Origin of the sequence: Vibrio rotiferianus CAIM 577 = LMG 21460 (assembly GCF_002741985.1) — a bacterium.
GTDB lineage: Bacteria > Pseudomonadota > Gammaproteobacteria > Enterobacterales > Vibrionaceae > Vibrio > Vibrio rotiferianus.
This window is the reverse complement of sequence record NZ_APHW01000104.1, coordinates 146765-164892: the sequence shown is the minus strand read 5'-3', so window position 1 is coordinate 164892 and position 18128 is coordinate 146765. Positions and strand designations below refer to the sequence as shown.

General features: G+C 42.4%; 18 protein-coding genes. 15 read left to right on the top strand and 3 right to left on the bottom strand.

The annotated features are described in order from the left end of the window. Positions 1–281: 281 nt before the first annotated feature. From B853_RS20445 to B853_RS20405, 9 genes are all read left to right on the top strand, one after another. Positions 282–2024: a Cas10/Cmr2 second palm domain-containing protein gene (locus B853_RS20445; RefSeq protein ID WP_038884966.1), complete on the top strand. Its 1743-nt coding sequence runs from the start codon at positions 282–284 to the stop codon at positions 2022–2024. Continuing rightward, positions 2015–2632, top strand: coding sequence for an RAMP superfamily CRISPR-associated protein (locus tag B853_RS20440; RefSeq protein ID WP_038884968.1), 618 nt, complete (start codon positions 2015–2017; stop codon positions 2630–2632). Before B853_RS20445 ends, B853_RS20440 begins: the two co-directional genes overlap by 10 nt. Before the next feature lies 1 nt (position 2633). Continuing rightward, a complete protein-coding gene (locus B853_RS20435) occupies positions 2634–3002 on the top strand; it encodes a hypothetical protein (RefSeq protein WP_128826995.1) in 369 nt (122 codons plus the stop codon). A 386-nt stretch (positions 3003–3388) separates the two neighbouring features. Beyond that, complete coding sequence (locus B853_RS20430; RefSeq protein WP_128826994.1) at positions 3389–4207, top strand: hypothetical protein; 819 nt, start codon at positions 3389–3391, stop codon at positions 4205–4207. Continuing rightward, complete coding sequence (locus B853_RS20425) at positions 4204–5595, top strand: RAMP superfamily CRISPR-associated protein (RefSeq protein WP_038884970.1); 1392 nt, start codon at positions 4204–4206, stop codon at positions 5593–5595. Before B853_RS20430 ends, B853_RS20425 begins: the two co-directional genes overlap by 4 nt. Further along, a complete protein-coding gene (locus tag B853_RS20420; protein ID WP_038884971.1) occupies positions 5592–6068 on the top strand; it encodes a hypothetical protein in 477 nt (158 codons plus the stop codon). Before B853_RS20425 ends, B853_RS20420 begins: the two co-directional genes overlap by 4 nt. A 2-nt stretch (positions 6069–6070) precedes the next feature. Then, positions 6071–8212 (top strand): TIGR03986 family type III CRISPR-associated RAMP protein, encoded by a 2142-nt coding sequence (locus B853_RS20415; protein ID WP_038884972.1) that lies wholly within the window; start codon positions 6071–6073, stop codon positions 8210–8212. Next, positions 8209–9075, top strand: coding sequence for a CRISPR system precrRNA processing endoribonuclease RAMP protein Cas6 (gene cas6, locus B853_RS20410; RefSeq protein ID WP_038884973.1), 867 nt, complete (start codon positions 8209–8211; stop codon positions 9073–9075). Before B853_RS20415 ends, cas6 begins: the two co-directional genes overlap by 4 nt. Next, positions 9069–10199 carry a Card1-like endonuclease domain-containing protein gene (locus tag B853_RS20405; RefSeq protein ID WP_038884974.1) on the top strand — a complete coding sequence of 377 codons (1131 nt, stop codon included), beginning with the start codon at positions 9069–9071 and terminating at the stop codon, positions 10197–10199. The genes cas6 and B853_RS20405 overlap by 7 nt, the downstream gene beginning before the upstream one ends. A gap of 43 nt (positions 10200–10242) precedes the next feature. Here the strand turns inward: B853_RS20405 and B853_RS20400 are convergent, their stop codons facing one another. Genes B853_RS20400 through csm6 (B853_RS26735) form a run of 3 tightly spaced genes read right to left on the bottom strand, consistent with a single transcriptional unit; the run spans position 10243 to position 12470 of the window. Then, the gene (locus B853_RS20400; RefSeq protein ID WP_128826993.1) at positions 10243–11136 is read right to left on the bottom strand and encodes a hypothetical protein; all 894 of its coding nucleotides are present in this window, start codon (positions 11134–11136) and stop codon (positions 10243–10245) included. 25 nt (positions 11137–11161) lie between these two features. Beyond that, positions 11162–12049: a CRISPR-associated ring nuclease Csm6 gene (gene csm6 / locus B853_RS20395; protein WP_128826992.1), complete on the bottom strand. Its 888-nt coding sequence runs from the start codon at positions 12047–12049 to the stop codon at positions 11162–11164. Positions 12050–12053: 4 nt separating this feature from the next. Next, the gene (csm6, locus tag B853_RS26735) at positions 12054–12470 is read right to left on the bottom strand and encodes a CRISPR-associated ring nuclease Csm6 (protein WP_128826991.1); all 417 of its coding nucleotides are present in this window, start codon (positions 12468–12470) and stop codon (positions 12054–12056) included. A 249-nt stretch (positions 12471–12719) separates the two neighbouring features. On the opposite strand from csm6 (B853_RS26735), the gene csx16 reads away from it, so the two are divergent. The 6 genes from csx16 (at position 12720) to cas2 (B853_RS20355) (ending at position 17939) form a co-directional block, all read left to right on the top strand. After that, positions 12720–13967 (top strand): CRISPR-associated protein Csx16, encoded by a 1248-nt coding sequence (gene csx16 / locus B853_RS20385; RefSeq protein ID WP_038884980.1) that lies wholly within the window; start codon positions 12720–12722, stop codon positions 13965–13967. Between the two features lie 474 nt (positions 13968–14441). After that, positions 14442–15245: a hypothetical protein gene (locus tag B853_RS20375; protein WP_050568964.1), complete on the top strand. Its 804-nt coding sequence runs from the start codon at positions 14442–14444 to the stop codon at positions 15243–15245. A 49-nt stretch (positions 15246–15294) separates the two neighbouring features. Then, positions 15295–16767: a reverse transcriptase domain-containing protein gene (locus B853_RS20370; RefSeq protein WP_128826990.1), complete on the top strand. Its 1473-nt coding sequence runs from the start codon at positions 15295–15297 to the stop codon at positions 16765–16767. Beyond that, complete coding sequence (gene cas1 / locus B853_RS20365; RefSeq protein ID WP_128826989.1) at positions 16733–17368, top strand: CRISPR-associated endonuclease Cas1; 636 nt, start codon at positions 16733–16735, stop codon at positions 17366–17368. The genes B853_RS20370 and cas1 overlap by 35 nt, the downstream gene beginning before the upstream one ends. Then, complete coding sequence (gene cas2 / locus B853_RS20360) at positions 17368–17652, top strand: CRISPR-associated endonuclease Cas2 (RefSeq protein WP_038884986.1); 285 nt, start codon at positions 17368–17370, stop codon at positions 17650–17652. The genes cas1 and cas2 (B853_RS20360) overlap by 1 nt, the downstream gene beginning before the upstream one ends. An 8-nt stretch (positions 17653–17660) precedes the next feature. Further along, positions 17661–17939, top strand: coding sequence for a CRISPR-associated endonuclease Cas2 (gene cas2, locus B853_RS20355; RefSeq protein WP_038884988.1), 279 nt, complete (start codon positions 17661–17663; stop codon positions 17937–17939). Positions 17940–18128: the final 189 nt, after the last annotated feature.

Sequence of the window (18128 nt, the reverse complement as noted above, 5' to 3'; positions counted from 1 at the left end):
AATAATTCTGTTCGAGCCAAAGTAGATTTCGGGACACTGCTTCATCTATCAAAAGTGCGAAATATTCAATTCCATCAGTTACATATTTGCGTGACACAACCCTCGAATGTAAATCTAACTCATAGATAATCATCAACAAATTGCAATCAAAATCTACTCATAAATCTACCTCTTGAATAACCTAAGTACGTTAAACAAATTTGCCTTATAAAACACATTGGGGTTTTACGTGGTAAGTTTCTGTTATTTAGCTGGGAATAAACGATATACGAGGGACTAAAATGAGCGAGCAACGCTACTATTGCTACCTATTCGAAGCTAAGTCGATCCAGAGCTATCTATTTCGTTCAGGAAAGTTGAAAGAGATTATTTCAAGCAGCGAAAGACTGGATGCTCTAATTGATGATGATGAAGGTAGTCCTCTCTATCAAGTACTATGTCAGCTAAAGATTGAGAGCAACTTGTTAGATGAAAACGCAGAACCCCTAGATGATACCATTCCATTTATTTACTTTACTCGTTGTAAAGGTGGCGCGTTTTTTTGTTACAGCCTACAACAAAGTACAATCCAAGCCCTTCGCTCACTTTGGACCCTAACTGTAGCACAGCTGTTTCCCAGCCTTGAATATATAGATGCTACGTCAAATGAGAACTCATTAACTACCGCAATTGAAAATGCAAGAGCAGCTTTAACTGCGGATCGAAATCAACCATCGAGAAAACTTCCATATGCGACTCCAGTAATGGCTTTGTGTCAGCGCACAGGAGCGATAGCTCACCCCGTAACTTCCACTGTACGGAGAGAGCTGGGGCCCGACAATACATCAGACTATCTGAACTGGGATAGCATGCTCCATTTGGAGGCTCATGCGGCAAATAGAAAAACAAACTGCAATAGGTTACTCGAAAAGTACTCTCCTGAAACCGAAGTTCCATTGAATTTCCCTAATAACCTAGATAACGAATTTCCATACCTGAATGAAGACAACAAAGAGCTTGCTCTTATTCATATAGATGGTAACGGAATGGGATTACTTGTCCAAAGCTTACAAAATAGCCTAAAAGCCTATATGCAAGATAATCGGGTAAGCCTTGAGTTAAGAGAGCGTACCTATCGTCAAGTATTGAGACAATTCTCGTCAGCTTTATGCCTTGCAACAAAGCAATCTGCAAAAGACGCAACTTTAAAACTAATTGAACGCGTTGGGGATAAAAAAAATTACTTACCCATTCGCCCATTAGTTCTAGGTGGCGATGATATGACCTGTTTAGTCCGCTCTGATCTCGCGATCGACTTTGCGTTAGACTTCTGCAACGCGTTTGAAAAAAATACAGAGCAACAACTTTCTGCTATCAACTTTCCGCTATCTAGCGCAGACCTACCAAAATATCTCACTGCAAGCGGCGGGATTGTATTCCAAAAGTCTGGTCAACCGTTTATCACCGCAAATGAATTCGCAGAGCAGCTATGTAAATACGCCAAAGAACTCACGAAGAAACAAGCGATAGACCGAACGATAGGTCCAGCAGCGCTCGCTTACCATAAGCTATCCTCGGTAATGGCAGCTAACGTCAATAACACCTTATCTCAAGTCCTATCTAGTACATTGAATGGAGTACAAATCGAAACGGGTATGTATCGATTTCTAGTCGAGCCATCGCAAAGCAACGTAGCTAGTTTTTCGCAACTAAAAAGGTTACTGCACTCAATACAAGCCCCAGAAAACCAGCATCCAATAACGACAAGCAAATGGCGGAAGTTATTAGGACACCTAAGTCAAACTGACAGTGACAATTTGGCAAGGACGCTTAGCTTGTACGAAAAACACGCCGATGTAATGTACATGAAAACACTAAAAAGTGTATTCGCTGACTTTGGGGCAACGCCGGACAACGCATGGTGGTATTGGCCACATCCTGAGAAGAACAATACCCTTCAAACCGTCATTAGTGACCTAATCATACTAGAACGCTACTGGCTGTCCGCAACTCAACCACAAGAGGAGTCAGGAAAATGCTACTAGTTTATAACATGCAAAGTTACTGGTTGGCGGGCACTGGAAATGATGCGGGTGCTTATGCTGATAACCTAGCAACCAAAGATAGAGACGGTCTCCCTTTCTTACCTGCAAAAACGCAAAAGGGCCAGATCAGAGAAGCGTTTCAATTAGCCGAAGATAACGACTGGTTCAACGAGTTCCACCACGAAGCTCACACTAGCCTTACTGAGCTTTTATTTGGTAGTGAAAGTCGAGATGGAAAGAATGGACAAGGTATTCTGCAGTTTACAAATGCAGAATTAAGCGAAAATGAGAAGGGTTTCTTTTTACAAGACAATGAAAAAGAAAGAAAAAACTGCTTATTTACTTTGCATAATAGTACAGCAATCGATAAAACAGGCAAAGCAAAAGCCTATTCACTTCGAAGCTATGAAGTTGTCGTTCCCATGACGCTCATAGGCAATCTAGCAGTCCATACTCAACACTTACCTACAGGTATTCGCAATACTATATCTGAACATCTACCAGAATGGCTTAACCAAGTTCTACCATTAGTGACACACATCGGAGCCAAAAAACAACGTGGCTTAGGGGAAGTCACCGTCAATCTAGTGCACAGCAAAGGAGAGTGAGATGAAGCACTACTTTACTTTAACAGCACAAGACGCTTTGATTCTCAGTCAAAACAATGCAACAACAGGTTCACATCAGACTCTCGATTACATCCCTGGGAGTGCGATACTTGGGGCTTTCGCTAGCATTAACTACCCTGAAGACACCAGTCTGGCTTGGGCTTTATTCCACAGTGGTGAAGTTATTTATTCCAATTGCTACCCTATTAAAAAAGGTCAAGTCGGGCTACCTACACCACTAAGTTGGCACTACAAGAAAGGAGAACAGAATGCAAATTCGATTAGCGCATGGGTAAACAGAGCGCATTCAGAATTTGAGCCGGAAGAAAACGTTCAATATGAACAGTTAAGGGGGGGGAGTATACACTAGCGGATGGAGTCCGAGTTCGTCCTGACACTGCCATTCGAACTAAAACTGCAATCGACAGTCAACAAGGCAGCGCGAAGAAAGGACAGCTTTTTAACTATCAACATATATGTGAAGGACAACACTTTATTGGCTGGATTGAGTGCCCAGATAAACTAGACAAAGAAATATCACAGCGCCTTAAAGGAACAGTGAGAATAGGCCGTTCCAAAGGTAGTGAGTTTGGGAGAGCCCATATCGCACCTTTAACACTACCCGCCAATTGGCTTAAAACAAAAAAGACAATTACAGACCAACGATTAACTATATGGTGCATTAGCGATCTCGAACTGCTTGATCAAAATGGGGCTCCTACCCTATCTCCTTGCCCTAAAGATATACATCCTTTATTGGAACACTCATCAGTAATACCAAGCCTTACTTATATTCGTTACCACTCCGTCAATCGATTCAATGGCCATAGACAGTGTTTTGATTCAGAGTCCAGATTGATCAGTAAAGGCAGTGTGATTACGCTTAAGTTAGACGACAGTGTTGACCAATCAGAGCTATTAGATGAGCTATCCGGTGGAGTCGGCATAAATCGCCATCTTGGTTACGGACAAATCATGGTAAACCCACTTTGGGCCAACCAGATCGTCCCCACCCCACCTCTATTTGAGGCCGAGTCAATTGAAGTTACAGAGCCTAGACCTATACATATAGCGCCAACACCACTGACGCGTTGGGTCGTCCAGCGTTTAAATAAAGCAACCAAGCACCAAGAGAGTCATGAAAATGCAATATCTTTAGCAGAACAGCTTATTCAAGGCTATGTCAGTGCAAGAAAGTTCAACCATATCTCCGACGCGTATATGGCTGGGCCTTCCCGAAGTCAGTGGCGTAGAATCAACGACCTGCTCCGCAATGAACAAGCTGACGAATGGTTCTCTCACACGTTTGAAGTTGATAGTCGCATTACTAAAACCGATAACGACCCTCTCGGATGGGGAATAGAGTGGATGCTTGACGGACGTTCTATTTCCTTCGCGGACTACTGCAAGAAACACATGAAAGCGTGCTCTAAACCTACCCTTTTAAAAGCCATAGAGCTCCTCTCACGTGCCAATCCCGCAGAAAATAAGGGATTAGATAGTATCATAGCATCCCTTCGCGACGACAAAGTAATGACTAACAATGCTCAAAGTAATACAGAGGCCTCGTCATGAGTTTTATTTACCTTAATCACTTGACCATTGAAACCACCAGCCCATTAACAATTGGCACCGGTGAGCGAGAGATTGGCTACGACAATCAATTGATTAGAGACATCAATAAATTACCTTATCTTCCTGCTACCAGCATTGCTGGAGTATGGCGCAATCTCACCAAACTCAAGCTTGGCGAAACTATCGCAGACAACTGGTTCGGTAAATTAGGCGTCAAATCTCGCCTGACAATAAGCCAAGGTTATTTACTCGATACGAACAACAACACCGTCAAAGGCTTGGTCACTGATGAGTTAATCGAAAGTGATCCTTTGCTGTCATACCTTAAGCAAGCCAGCCCAATACATAGAGAACGTGTTAAATTAAACGATCGTGGTGTTGCTATCGAAAAAGGTAAATTTGATCAGATACTAATTCCGAGTGGGGTTCGTTTCCGACTAACTATTCAGTGGCAAGGAGAGACAGAACATGACCTTGATGAGTTCAAAGAAATCCTTCACTTTTGGCACGTAAAGCAGTTTGCTTTTGGCTCTGATACAAACAATGGTCTGGGTCAAGTCAAACTCATTAGCCAATCTCCAGCGGTCATTCACTTAAAAAATAACCCGTCTGCTGGTCTAGAATTAAGAACCGCACTCAACAACACCAGCAACATCGAAGAAACCCCTCTCCTAATAGAAACATCTTTCGCAACGTTAAGCCTGAAAGCAAAGGGAACATGGCGCGCAGGTAAAGGTAGTAAACACTTAAGCGACAAAGGTATGGACATCAATGCAGATATCATAACCTATTCAGAACCAAGCGTTGAGTGGACAGATAACACCGCTCGAATAGCAGAGCGCACTCCATTGATACCAGGTTCAAGCTGGAAAGGAATAATAGCGCACCGATTTGCCTATCATGTTCGACGCCTAAAGCTGCAATGGGCTGAAAATCTATCGAATGCAGACCAAAGTGAATGGGGAACTAGACCCGCAGAAGCGGATGAACTCTTTGGATTTGCCAACGAAAGATCCGGAAAAGGCAAAGCTGGCCTGCTCATTTTTCATGATGCATACATCCACAACTACTCCCCTGTTGTTAGATACCATAACACAGTAGACCGCTTCACAGGTGGTGTCATACAGGGGGCGCTGTATTCCGAAGAGCTGCTGGAACAACCAGAATTTACTCTGAAGATCACAGCAAAAGTTGGAACCACACTGACACCACTTCAACGTCGAGCGCTCCAAGCAACCTTTGACGATATGGAAATAGGGTTGTTACCTATCGGAGGAGGCAGTGGTCGCGGACATAGCCTTACTGAAAAGCATGGTGTATGGGATATCAACTGGGATCAAATCACTATCCGCGATGAGAATAAAGAAGTTGAAGGAGCGATCGAATGAATGCCATCAGCCATTTTAATCAACTTAAAGAAACACTACAGGCATCAATTGTCCCTGAAATCAAGCTCGCTAAGCTAGATGTAAAGCCTCAAGCTCAATTACTCTCACTTGAACGAGTTAAAGAAGTGTTTGACCAGTTCGACCCAGATTGTGGCTGGGTGCTATATCGCGATGCATTGAGTACAAGTATGGTTGACTTTTCCCGAACCGACATCATTGAAGGCGAATGGTGTAAACAAAACGCCTCATTACGTATGAGGCTTGTATCGCCCAATCAGTACCAAGTAACAGAGAGTCATCTAGTTGAGGGGAATACTGAGGGTTATCAAGATATAAAAATTCGCTTGCAACCAGTATCGGGAAGAACGCACGCCCAATATAGAATTTGGTGGCGATGTGAGCGCAGCGGCCCACGACAAGGCAGATGGGAACCTTACTATCAGCAGTTTATCGGTTTTGACTTGGGAGAATAATCATGACACAAGTACACGCTCCATATCACTTTGTTCCAGTTTCTCGTTGGGTTTACATGCCTGAGTGGGCTCACTTAGTAAGTCATGACCACCCATTCAAAGATGGAATCAGTGGTAAATTAACCTTCAAGATATCAAACACCACACCTCTCTGCATCGGTCACGAAAAAGGCAAAGATGGGGTATTAAAACTCGTAAGAAATGCTCAAGGGCGACCGATTATCCCACAAACAACCCTAAAGGGAATGATCCGAAACGTAATTGAGATTGCATCATTTGGTAAGCTCAATGTAGTTAACGATAGACAGTTTTCTTACCGAGATATATCGAATAGTAGGGGCGATTACTTAACCAATATAATTAGAAAAAACGATGTCCTCGCTGGATGGATAAAATACAACACCGAACACAGACAGTGGGAGTTCTATGCGTGTGACCACACTAAAATCCACCATACTGACATCAATCGTGCAAAGTCATGCTCTCTAAAAAACGAACAAGCCGCAGTAGACAAGTATGAAACCCTTCCACTCACCACTTCTTTGTCTGCGAGAATATCTGCTCCACGCGGAACTCAAAAGAATCGATGGGCTGAAGAAATAGGTCAAGGCGGCGTGGAAGGTAATGCCATTTTTACCAATGCACGAATAATAAATAATCGTAAGAAGCCCGAATCTTACGAGTTTAGTTATTTTTTCTATAATACAGCCACTCCGCCAAAATTCAGTGCGATTGACAAACACGTACAAAACCTTTTCTCCAACCACAATGAAGAGCAGGTAAACTATTTAAAGCACCACCCTCATCCACAACATGGAATACCTGTGTTCGCACTTGTCGAGAAAAATGGAAAGCTACACTCACTTGGTTTTGCCAAAATGCCACGAGTGAGCTATGAGCACTCGATTCGAGATATGATCAACAACGCCAACCCTGCTCATAGTTCAGAAGCTTATTTTGATATGGCAGAGTTGATGTTTGGTACGCTGCGGGAACATGACCTCAGCCTAAAAAGCCGAGTTCATTTTAACGATGCAGTAATTCAAGAGGATCATTACCAAGATTCTATCTACGAAGCTCCGGCTACTGTATTGGGAGAACCAAAGGCAACGTTTCTCGGCGCCTACATTGAACAACAACAATCGCAACAATATGATTCTTACAACAATGCAGAGGCAAGCCTCGCAGGCTGGAAGCGTTATCCAGCAAGGAATGCCTATCAGAACCATGCCCCTACCAACAGCAATGAAAACGTACAATCTCGCTTCGAGCTACTGGAAGAGGGACACACATTTGAAGGTCAAGTCGTATTTCATAACCTCAAGCAGATTGAGCTAGCAGCATTAGTTTGGGGCCTTACTCTGGGAGACTCACCCTACCAAAGGCATACGGTTGGCCACTCGAAGTCATTAGGTGCCGGTACGATATCACTAAAAATCGTAGAAGATCGATGTCTACTCAGGGCAAACTGTGACCAAACCAATTCTACGATACAAGTTAATAAATTAGTTGAACATTTTGAAGAGCATATGAATCTTCAATACCCTCAACAGGGGAAATGGAAAGAATCTCCCCAAATAGCATATCTGTATGCTTTGACGGATGAAGATATCGAAAACTACAACGATTTTCGCTACATGGAGTTGAAACAATTTGAAGATGTTAAGAAAAACGTCATGTCATTACCCAATATTGAGCACAATGGACAAACTCTGTCTCGATTAGAACATGTTTTCGATGTTCAAGGCTCCGCCACCTTCGGTAAAGGACGTTTAAGTGCCTTGGTAACCAATTCTGAATTCGATAAAGCACAAATAGAATTGACTACTCAATTCGCAGTAAAACAGCAAAAAGCGGCGGAAAAGGCCCAATTAGCCAAAGAAAAGTCAGCTCTAGATAAAGCTGATATATCCGAACTGGACAAATGCCTAAAACGGTTGGAGCTACTCACCGCGAACCAAACTGAAACCACAAGAACAGAGCAGAAAAGCCGAACCAACGAGTTAAGAGAGTGTCTCAAATCCGTAAAAACCATAGAGCTATCAAATCACGATGCTCAAGCTCTATTATCACGCTTTAACGATATTAAGTTTAGCGATCAAGTTGTTAAGAAAGCGGTCAAATACCTGGAAAAACAGGTATGAATGAACTATTAAATGACTTTAAAGTACTACGTTTAAAACTCAGATTTAGGCTTAAAAGTGCGGGTATTTTACCCGCTTACAAAGGTTCTATGTTACATGGTTTAATGGGACAAGGTCTGATGCACCTCGACAGTAGGCTTTATCATGCACTTTACCACCAACATGATGCCCAGCAGCCTAAGGCTTATAGTTTTGTTTGTGGTGATACCATCGAACACCCACAAGTAGGTTATATCCTTTCCTTTGAACTAAGGTTATTTGGGGACGCAATCCAATGCAGCCATGCTTTGATAGAGTCTCTACAGTACGCTGCACAAACCTTTGGGGTGGGCCCCAAGAGAATAAAATCACAACTCATTAGCCTATCCAGCGTATATGGGGCCCAAGAAAGCGTTGGAATCACACCGTTCAGCCTGGTTGAACACTGGTCTAAACCATATTTTTCCCCCAAAGAATGCGGACTCGAATTGATCAGCCCACTACGTATAAAACACCGTGGTGCTGAGTTACGCGATGCTCCACCTCTATCTGTTCTTGTTAACAGCATTGCACGTCGCTTCAATGCCTTATGCCAGTTTTGGTATATGGATAGTAACGAACTGACAGCTTCGATTTTGCAGAATGTTCCCCCACTTGATCATGTGGAATGCATCGACCATACCTACTGGCAAGAATGGCAAAGGTACTCTAAAAACAGTAGTAGCTTATGCCAGTTTGGCGGCTTACAAGGAATGATTAGCTACCAAGGTAATATCGAGCAAGCCCTACCTTGGCTCGAACTTGGTCAGTACTTGCAAGTGGGTAGTAAAACCACCTTTGGTCTTGGAAACTATAGACTTATCACACCGGTACCCATATGTTAAATACACCACACGTCCAAGCAGCGCTCTGGAAAGACAACCCTATTTCGATTGTTACTCCTCTTCTACAGACTAATGTTCAATGTAAAGAGCTCATTCTGTTGCACCCAAACACAGCAAAGCCCAACGAGTTAAAGGACTTTCTTTCACATCGAGGGATAAGGCTCACTAGTATTCCTTACAAGAAATTTGATTTATCCACAGATATTCTAGAACAATATCGTATCCAAGCAATCAACCTTACTCAAGGGAACACAGGGGAGAAAGACAAGCTGTTAACCTGGGCAAGGAAGAACAACATCGCTTGCTACTGGCTCGATCACCACACTGATACCATGTCGTTCCTCTCTCCTGATTGCAATACGCCTATTGCCATTGCGGATAAGTTAAAAATAGAAGAGTTCTTGGCGTTAAAAGGGATACAAGTCACAGAGATTGAGCGCAGCCCAGCAAAATACCAAGAGTGGGTAAAGATCGCTAATCAGTGGGTCAATAACCTTGCAAGATATGAAAAAGGCTTTCGTACACTCAACTACTTAGCCAAAACTGCCGATGCTAATCACCATCTATCGCAGGCGTTGACGTTAGCTCAGCAAAATAACGTTGCGTTACGGCGAATAATCGACGACCTAGAACATGAAGGGCTGCTCACTCAGAAGGAAGATAAACTGCAATTCACGAGTGCTGAAGCAAAACGATTCTGTAATGGTATATGGCTTGAGTATTATGCGTTTGGTCAACTCAAAGAGTTGAAGAAGTCACGGCCAGATATCCAAGACATCGCAATGAGTGTAAAGGTTGAACGCGGAGATAAGAGCAACCCATTACGAAATGAAATTGACGTAATTGCACTCATTAATAACCGCCTATATTTAGTCGAATGCAAGACTGGAATGCTTAAACCGCAAGAAAGCCAGCTCGCGTTATATCGATTAGACTCTCTCGCTGAAGTCTTTGGCCCACTCACACAGGGAGCACTACTGAGCTTTGATAGCATTTCGCCGCTAATAAAACGGAGAGCTAACGAAATCAGCATCAGCGTCCTTGATAGCAAAAACATGGTTCAGATAAAACGCGCAATAGATAAACGCGCTTCAACGTTTTCAACACCAAGCGGACCAGAATAAAACCCTACCAACAACTAGCGCCACTAAATTTGGTGGCACTAGTCTAGTTGCGACTCGGCATTTGGACCATCAAATTGTAATTTTCAATGTTGCTCGTCGATTGATTAATGAACTGAAAACGTGATTTCTTATGCAGTGTTGCCATGGAGGCTGCAACAGACATTGCAGCAGTACCACCTGTGACATCTAAAACCGTGTACTCGCTATCTATACCCTTCCTCTCTATTGAGTCCAAAATGTCACAGTAAGCTTGATAAATATTTTCTATCGATTGAGCGTGAGTTATTAAACGCTCACTCATAATATAAACGTTATCCAGCTCTCGATATCCACTAAGCCACGTTTTTAAATCACCCAAATGTTTCGCACTACCTATTTGTATACCCTCTGGATCTAGCTCGTCAGTGACGACTAAAACCAAAGATTCTAGTTGCTCCAAGTCGACACTACTAAGCGCTTCTAGAATCGGTTGCCAATTCCATGCATTGCCTCCTCGGATCTTGTTGTCTTTCTGAAGTTCTAGACATTGCTGTTTAAAGCTCTGTCTATCCTCTTTGAGGCTACCTTGATTTAGACGGATAACAACATTTGGCTCAAAAGTGATTTCAAAGCTGCTTTCACGTTTTTGGTAACTTAACCAATTCGTAGAGACATTGATCACTAGCGCTCTTACTGGCTTTTCGTTACTTTGCTTAAGCGTTGAGACTGGGCGAAACCAATCTTGGCTAAAACGGTAAATTAAGAAACTTAGTCCACTATAAGCAAGAATCAATACAACGCCAATCCCAATGGGGCGAGCATCGCCCGACGAGCCAATATAGGTAAAAAGATCACCTGTCGCGATCAGATCCCCTAACCAACTAACGCAAAGAAGTGTGAGTAAGCCAAGGGCCCACACGCTAAAACCATTATTAAACTTACTTTTACCTTTACTCACTGCTCCCCCCTCATCAGCCTTGACGCTACTTGAATTGGATCTTTTGACTATCAATCCACAAACCTAAAGGTGTACCTTGTTGTCCACTACCATCAAATACTCGACGCTTGGGCCATTCGCCCTTCACATAAACTTGTGCCGGAGCGATATAAGCAACAATATCTGCAGGAAAATATTCAAGGAGAAAGTTCTTTAGACTGTTCTTTTTGTCATTTAGAAACTTCGCACTCATGCCATCATTTAGCTCAAGATAGGTTCTAGCTATTGTTTGCTCTCCAGCCCCTCGAAGAAGAACATCTGACTCAGTTAGACGCGTTGCTCTTTCGCGAAATCCCCGCATAAAAGAAGACTTATCTCCAGCAAGCAATGCCTCTGAATAGTTGTTAGGAATAAGCGCGGCAATGGCTTCTAACTGCTGCAACAATTGATCGGCCAGCCATAAATTATCTGGGTCCTTGTTAGACATAACAATTGGTTGAGATTCTGCTCGACATTGATTAGCAGCAATCATCGCATAGAAGGCCAGTTCAAGAGGCTTGGAGCTAAAATCAATCACCTTATCTAAAATAGTCACGCGCTTCTGAATAAGGTGAAATGTCAAATGAATTTCATCGGGATTTTGCATCGCATTCTGATAATAAGTCAGATCACGGTAGGACTGTTTTTTTAAGCAAGCCAAGCTTCCCTTTGTATGAATATCTTTATGGCGAATAAAAGGGATTTCAGCCAACATTACGTTAGCCTTGTTTGCATCAATGTGGCTATTCCCGTCTCGAGAAGGAATCGCATGTGTAGCTGGTGTAGGATAATAAAAGTGCCGATTTCCTTCATAAAGTTCATCAACAAGCACATGGGATAACTTGTCACCTTCACGAGCAAACAGTGCCAGCGCGTATCCCAGAAAGAAAGTCATCGTTTTACGCCCCCCCCGCTAAAGAGGCATGTAGTCGCACCTCTGGCTGAGTCTGAGCGCAAATTTCTGCAACATGTCTCACAATAAATGTAGCCAAAGCTTCGTGATCTAATTTCGAGCGCGCATCACTCACTGGGCGACCAAACTCATCAGGAATAACATGAATGTCATCTTCCCTAAGCTGAGGTACTGGGCGGTGATAATCTCGACATAGCTTCTCCAACATTGAAAGCTGACTTTCATCCTTCGTGAGTAGCCCTAGAACAATTTGTTCTTTACCCAAACTGGTAGTGATCACTTGAATTTCGTCAGGCCAAAACCAATCTTCACCATTTGTTTGCTCTTGATGTATGCCATAAAGCGTTTCAGTGATTACTTGCGGTGTCAAACCAGCAATACTTAATAAGACGTTTTTTTTCATCAAACACCTCCTCTTTTCTCACACAGTACTTCGATAACTCACAGAGCAACGTCAAAACAAATTTGCGAACATCATTACATGCATGTCCATAGCCATAACTTATCAATCATCAAGAGATAGATAATACGCATTTATTTGAAGTTAATATAATTGTGCTATGCAACCTGTGTCTAACTTCGCAAAATATCGAAGGATAAAAAGGTAAGTTAGATGCAAAGGAATCAATACAAAATGTAGCTAGGAGTAGACGTGAAATACCTTGTCACACAACATGAAGGCATTGCGCAATGGATTAGTGAAAACAACATTCATTACGACAAATTGGTGAGTAGCATAGAAGCGATAGATGTAGCACCAGGAGACCACATTATTGGCCAGTTGGATATACAACAAGTCAAAATGCTTAACCGAAAACGAGCCCAATATGAGCATCTTATGGTAGAATTACCAAAAGACATAGCACCAGAGCAAGTGACACCTGACTTACTCACATCACTAGATGCAAAGCTCAGCAAAACCTACATTTCGCTTTCTGGTGAAGGTCGTTTATCCATTTGGAAAAGACAACTCAAGACTCGATGGTTATCACTTAAGTTTGCATTTAATGAACTGGAGCGAAAGCCAATTGCCATTTGGTTTTACACCACGGCTTCTTTGCTCTGTTTCGCATGGTTTGGTGACATGCTTTCAGGTAGCCATCTCTTCCAATGGCTCCCATATTTGGGTAACAACACACCCAAACCACAAGAAGTCGATATCATCCCCACTCTTATTAGCTTTGCGTTTTATGCATTTTTCTCAGCACAACTGATCCGAATTGGTAAAAAACTTCTGCCTCCTATCCGTAAAATCCGCGTTACCGACACCAAAAAACCCCAAAAGGTATTAATACACACACTTTCGGTGTATAGAAATCAGCCACAACAAACCGAACAAGGATTGTGGCAAATCACGTTACCGCACTTCAAACAAGCAAAAGAAGAAACCTTTACCTTCAGTAATCAAATAGAAATTGATATTGAAGCTCTAACACAGCTTGAAAAGCAGGGATTTAGCTGGAATGGTACCCAGTTGCTCCGTGCTCTCAATGCTCACATCGAAAAATTAGAACTGTTGATACTACTCGGAACATTACCCAATGCTCGTCAACAAGGCTCATCTATACATGCTCCTGTCATGAAGCAATTTCTCGCCAGTTATCTAAACTCAAATAAAACCGCCATTCACATCTCTCCACAACAGCTAGATTCTATTAATGTAAATGATGCTTACTTAAGTTTAAACGCTATCTTGGAGCGCATTACTCAAGAGACAGGTTACTCAAATAGGAACTTCTGTGTAGACATCACAGGTGCAACCGCCGCTATCAGTTGCGCCTGTGCAATGGCAACTTTACACACCAATGCACAATTTCAATATGTCACCACTGACGGGCAAGGAAAGGTCTACCAACAAGATCTCATGTACATGACTTCACCTGCCAAACCAGCACCTTAGACCTACTTTATACAAATTTGTATAACGCAAACAATATAAAAAGTCACCTTAAGATGAATAGGAAATAGACACTACTGATACGTCTGTAGTGTCAAACAATCATCACAAGGAGTGAACATGTTAGTAATTATATTGTGGCTTATTTTCTCAGTCATCGTCGGAAGCGTAGCAAAATCTAAGGGGCGAAGTGGGTTAGGATTCTTCTTTGCTTCTTTAATTTTATCACCATTGATTGGGTTAATAATCGTATTGGTCATTCAACCTAATAACACGAATGTAGAGAGGCGCGCGATTGATTCTGGCCAAGTAAAACGTTGCCCAAAGTGTAGTGAGTTAGTCAAGGTGGAAGCCACACTATGTAAGCATTGCCAAACACAACTCTAAACTCCGTATCGGTACTCTATTGTGAAGAAATAGCGAGTAACTAACCAAAGATAACTCGTTATTTCTTAACCAAAGTCACGAGGCACAATTATGATTAGCACCCCAAGATCGTTGCATAAGCTTTTATTATTGTTATTTATTATCGGATTTACTTTTCCAGTATCAGCATATAATGCAGGAAACTATCCTCGACTCGCTTACATAAAGGTCCCACACAGTCAGCAAACCTATAATCAATCTAACCATCCGCTCACAACAGCAGTGGAACAAAGCAGCGCAATTTCTATAAACGATAGAATTGCCATCGCAAGTGATTGGAACCTCATCATGCCACAACAAGCCTTTGAAGAAGGCTACATATACAGACGGCTCAGTGCATCGTCATTGATACATACATTAACGCCTCTGATTTCGGAATTTACCTGTGCTGAGTACCGATTTCGACATCGTCAACAAGAGGCAAGCGATTGCACGAAAGCGACCTCTCGTAAAAAAGGAAAGATTGAAGGAATGCCGTTTGTTTCTGGTCAATACACAATGAAAAGTGCCATCAACGACTATGATGATCAGCGCAATCGAATCAGTTACGAAGCTAAATTGCCTGCAAGTTCGGAACATTCACTTGATACGATAGATGGTAGCGTCCATGAATTAGGCACCTTTTTCGGTCGATTAGCATCAAGCGATAGCCTAGTATTGAGCATAAGACTCAACGTGTACACTCTTGATAGCAACCAACTTCGCGACAAGAAACTCAATATTTCCCCTATTGTTTTATTTGTGGTTCTTCCTTCAGCTAGAGAAATAAGCCAACAACCTAACCAAATAAAAGCATCAATGTTTGCGGTGCAACAAGCAAAGTTACTCATTATTGGTCGACCTCAACGGTTCTAGTTTAAAACGGAGAATCGAGGTGAGAATTATTGGCTTGGAGAAGTGTTGAATGGCAATAGAAATCAGTATGGATGACTTAATGGTCAGCTGGAAGAAGGTTGCTTCAAACAAAGGAACCTCTGGGGCTGATGGCATATCAATTAAAGAGTTTGCGAGCGATCTTGATACACAATTGCGTCAGCTTCACTATGACTGGAAAAACAATCGGTATAAGCCCTATCGTTACCGAAACATAACCATTGAAAAAGCAAACAAGAAACCGCGAGAACTCGCGGTACCAACCGTAAGAGATCGAATATTACACTCGGCGCTTGCTCAGAAACTCCTAAATATCTTTGAAGCTGAATTTGAACACATCAGTTACGGTTACCGACCAAATCGTTCCTATACGCACGCGATTCGCCATATTGAGCAGCTACGCGACCAAGGCTACTCCACAGTTATTGATGCAGATATACAAGGTTACTTTGACAATATTTGTCACATAAAACTAACCGAGTTATTGAATCGCCACCTTCCGAGCGATTGGGTTAGTGCAATCACTGACACTTTACTATCACAACAGCAAGCCGATGGACACCTCTACTTTGGCGCTGAGATAGGAGTAGGAATCCCTCAAGGTTCGCCATTATCACCGTTATTGGCAAATCTATACCTTGATGGATTCGATGAAGCCTTACTTGATAGAGGAGAACAGATCATTCGGTATGCTGACGATTTTGTGATTTTGCTGCCCAATGAAGATCGAGCTCAATCTTGTTTGGCATTTGTTACCGATTACCTCAACCAACTAAAACTGACCTTAAACTGTGAAAAAACAAAGGTTGTATCCTTTCAAGATGGTTTTACATTTCTGGGGGTGACTTTCCTTGATAATATGGTACTCCCACTTAAAGCTCATACAGAGAAAGCACTGGTAAACACAGGAAGGTATGAACTTGAGCTAGGTGAAGATGATGCAATGCCCATCGACAATAAAGAAGATCAGTTCCTCAACCAAATGCTATGGCATTCGGCGCTCCCTCCGGCTCTACGCACACTACAGTCTGCCATTTTCGATGACGACTCCATATTACCCATAGAACCCGATAACGCACGAATTGAACGCCTTTCTCTCAACCATATTGCAAGGTTAAAATTGGTGTATATTCACAAACAGGGGGCTGCTATTCATAAGCGAGGCAATAGATTAAACGTATTTTCGCAAGGTAAGCCAATTCAATCCATCCCTGCCAACAGCATTGATATGCTGTTATGTTTTGGTGCAGTCCACCTTACAACATCAGTGCAACGCTTCTGTTTAGAAAACGATATTTGCGTTGTATGGTTAACTCAATCAGGCCAATACTTAGGCTGCTTATCTGCGCCGTTTCAAGGTGATCCCATGTTAACTCAAGCACAGGTAATCAGCAGAACAACTCAGGAAACTCGCTTGTCTCTGGTTCGTCTTCTTTCTAAGAAGCAAGATCAACAATTGTCTTGGGGTCATGAGGAGACATACTCACAAACGGCAACGGGATAAGCCTACAGAAAAACGAGTTGTGCAGCTTCGAGACCAGCTCGAACATCAAAAAAGCGTTGCTAGTATGCGCGGAACGGAAGGCGCTGCAGCTAGAGAGTTTTTCCAATGGTATCGCAAACAATTTGATAATGCTTGGGGCTTTACAAACCGAAACCGCCAGCCTCCCAAAGACCCAATAAACGCAATGCTTTCATATGGGTACACCCTTTTATTTCACAATGTTAGAGCATTAGTCGAAGCTCGTGGCCTGCTACCACATTTGGGATATTTACATGGAAGTCAGCCAAAGCAGCCCGCTTTGGTTCTTGACATAATGGAAGGTTATCGACCATGGGTTGTAGATGAACTGGTATTGCAGCTTGCGAACAAACAACTTATTACTCCCGACCAATTCGAAGTGTCTAGTAAAGGGGCATGGCTGAATAAAGAGGGACGAAGGGTCTTTATTCAATCTCTTGAACAGCGGTTACTCAAGCAATATCAACACCCGACATTAAAAGTAAAGGCGGATATTCGCCGGCTTATCGATCTTCAAGTGCTCGAGCTCAGGCAACAGCTGCTTTCTGGCCAATGGACGCTTACTCAGCAGAGGATCCGATAATGACTAACCAACACTACCTAATTTGCTACGACATCAGTGGACGGAAAACTCGATATCGCATTGAAAAAGCACTACTTGGGTATGGTGAACGGGTACAGTACAGCGTATTTGAGTGCAAATTATCAAGTGCTGAACTGATCAAACTGAGGGTAGAAGTCAATCAGTGGCTCGAAGAAGGGGATAAGGTAAATTACTTTAGACTCTGTGTTCATTGCTTACGCCGAAGAGCAACTCAAGGTGCAATGATCGCTTGGCAAGCGAGTCCTTACGATATTATTGATTAGGAGGTTGAATGTTGTGGGTGATTAGTTTTGACATCTCCGAAACTAAAAGACGCAGAAGAGCCGTAAAAGTGCTGGAAGGATTTGGTCATCGAACCCAGTTTAGCGTGTTCGAATGCTTATTAAAAAGACAACAATTACGGCAAGTACAAACCAAATTGGCAAAGCTTATTGAACCTACAGATAAGGTTCTTTACTACCCGATCTGTGGTAAGGATGCGCTATGTAGATATGCCGATGGAAAAGGAAAAGTATACTGGCCTGAAGCACTTTATATCATTGATGACTAAATTCACGTTGCTGTAAATTAATGTTCCATACACATACTGAATAACCGAGCTAAAATAAGCACGCTTTAAAAAACAAATAGATAGGTTCATGCAATGTCTACCAATGAGCATAACTGTGCAATTCTAACCAACTTTATTAAATATTTATATTTCTTCTCAAAATTTGAAGCAGAGCACCTCCGTAGCCCT

Excerpts from the sequence above, each read along its gene's own strand:
- cas6 (WP_038884973.1), top strand. The coding sequence starts at position 8,209 with ATGAATGAACTATTAAATGACTTTAAAGTACTACGTTTAAAACTCAGA.
- B853_RS20375 (WP_050568964.1), top strand. The coding sequence starts at position 14,442 with ATGATTAGCACCCCAAGATCGTTGCATAAGCTTTTATTATTGTTATTT.
- csm6 (WP_128826992.1), bottom strand. The coding sequence starts at position 12,049 with ATGACTTTCTTTCTGGGATACGCGCTGGCACTGTTTGCTCGTGAAGGT.
- B853_RS20370 (WP_128826990.1), top strand. The coding sequence starts at position 15,295 with ATGGCAATAGAAATCAGTATGGATGACTTAATGGTCAGCTGGAAGAAG.
- B853_RS20425 (WP_038884970.1), top strand. The coding sequence starts at position 4,204 with ATGAGTTTTATTTACCTTAATCACTTGACCATTGAAACCACCAGCCCA.
- cas2 (WP_038884988.1), top strand. The coding sequence starts at position 17,661 with ATGTTGTGGGTGATTAGTTTTGACATCTCCGAAACTAAAAGACGCAGA.
- B853_RS20405 (WP_038884974.1), top strand. The coding sequence starts at position 9,069 with ATGTTAAATACACCACACGTCCAAGCAGCGCTCTGGAAAGACAACCCT.
- B853_RS20415 (WP_038884972.1), top strand. The coding sequence starts at position 6,071 with ATGACACAAGTACACGCTCCATATCACTTTGTTCCAGTTTCTCGTTGG.
- B853_RS20435 (WP_128826995.1), top strand. The coding sequence starts at position 2,634 with ATGAAGCACTACTTTACTTTAACAGCACAAGACGCTTTGATTCTCAGT.
- B853_RS20420 (WP_038884971.1), top strand. The coding sequence starts at position 5,592 with ATGAATGCCATCAGCCATTTTAATCAACTTAAAGAAACACTACAGGCA.
- cas2 (WP_038884986.1), top strand. The coding sequence starts at position 17,368 with ATGACTAACCAACACTACCTAATTTGCTACGACATCAGTGGACGGAAA.
- csm6 (WP_128826991.1), bottom strand. The coding sequence starts at position 12,470 with ATGAAAAAAAACGTCTTATTAAGTATTGCTGGTTTGACACCGCAAGTA.
- B853_RS20445 (WP_038884966.1), top strand. The coding sequence starts at position 282 with ATGAGCGAGCAACGCTACTATTGCTACCTATTCGAAGCTAAGTCGATC.
- B853_RS20440 (WP_038884968.1), top strand. The coding sequence starts at position 2,015 with ATGCTACTAGTTTATAACATGCAAAGTTACTGGTTGGCGGGCACTGGA.
- cas1 (WP_128826989.1), top strand. The coding sequence starts at position 16,733 with ATGAGGAGACATACTCACAAACGGCAACGGGATAAGCCTACAGAAAAA.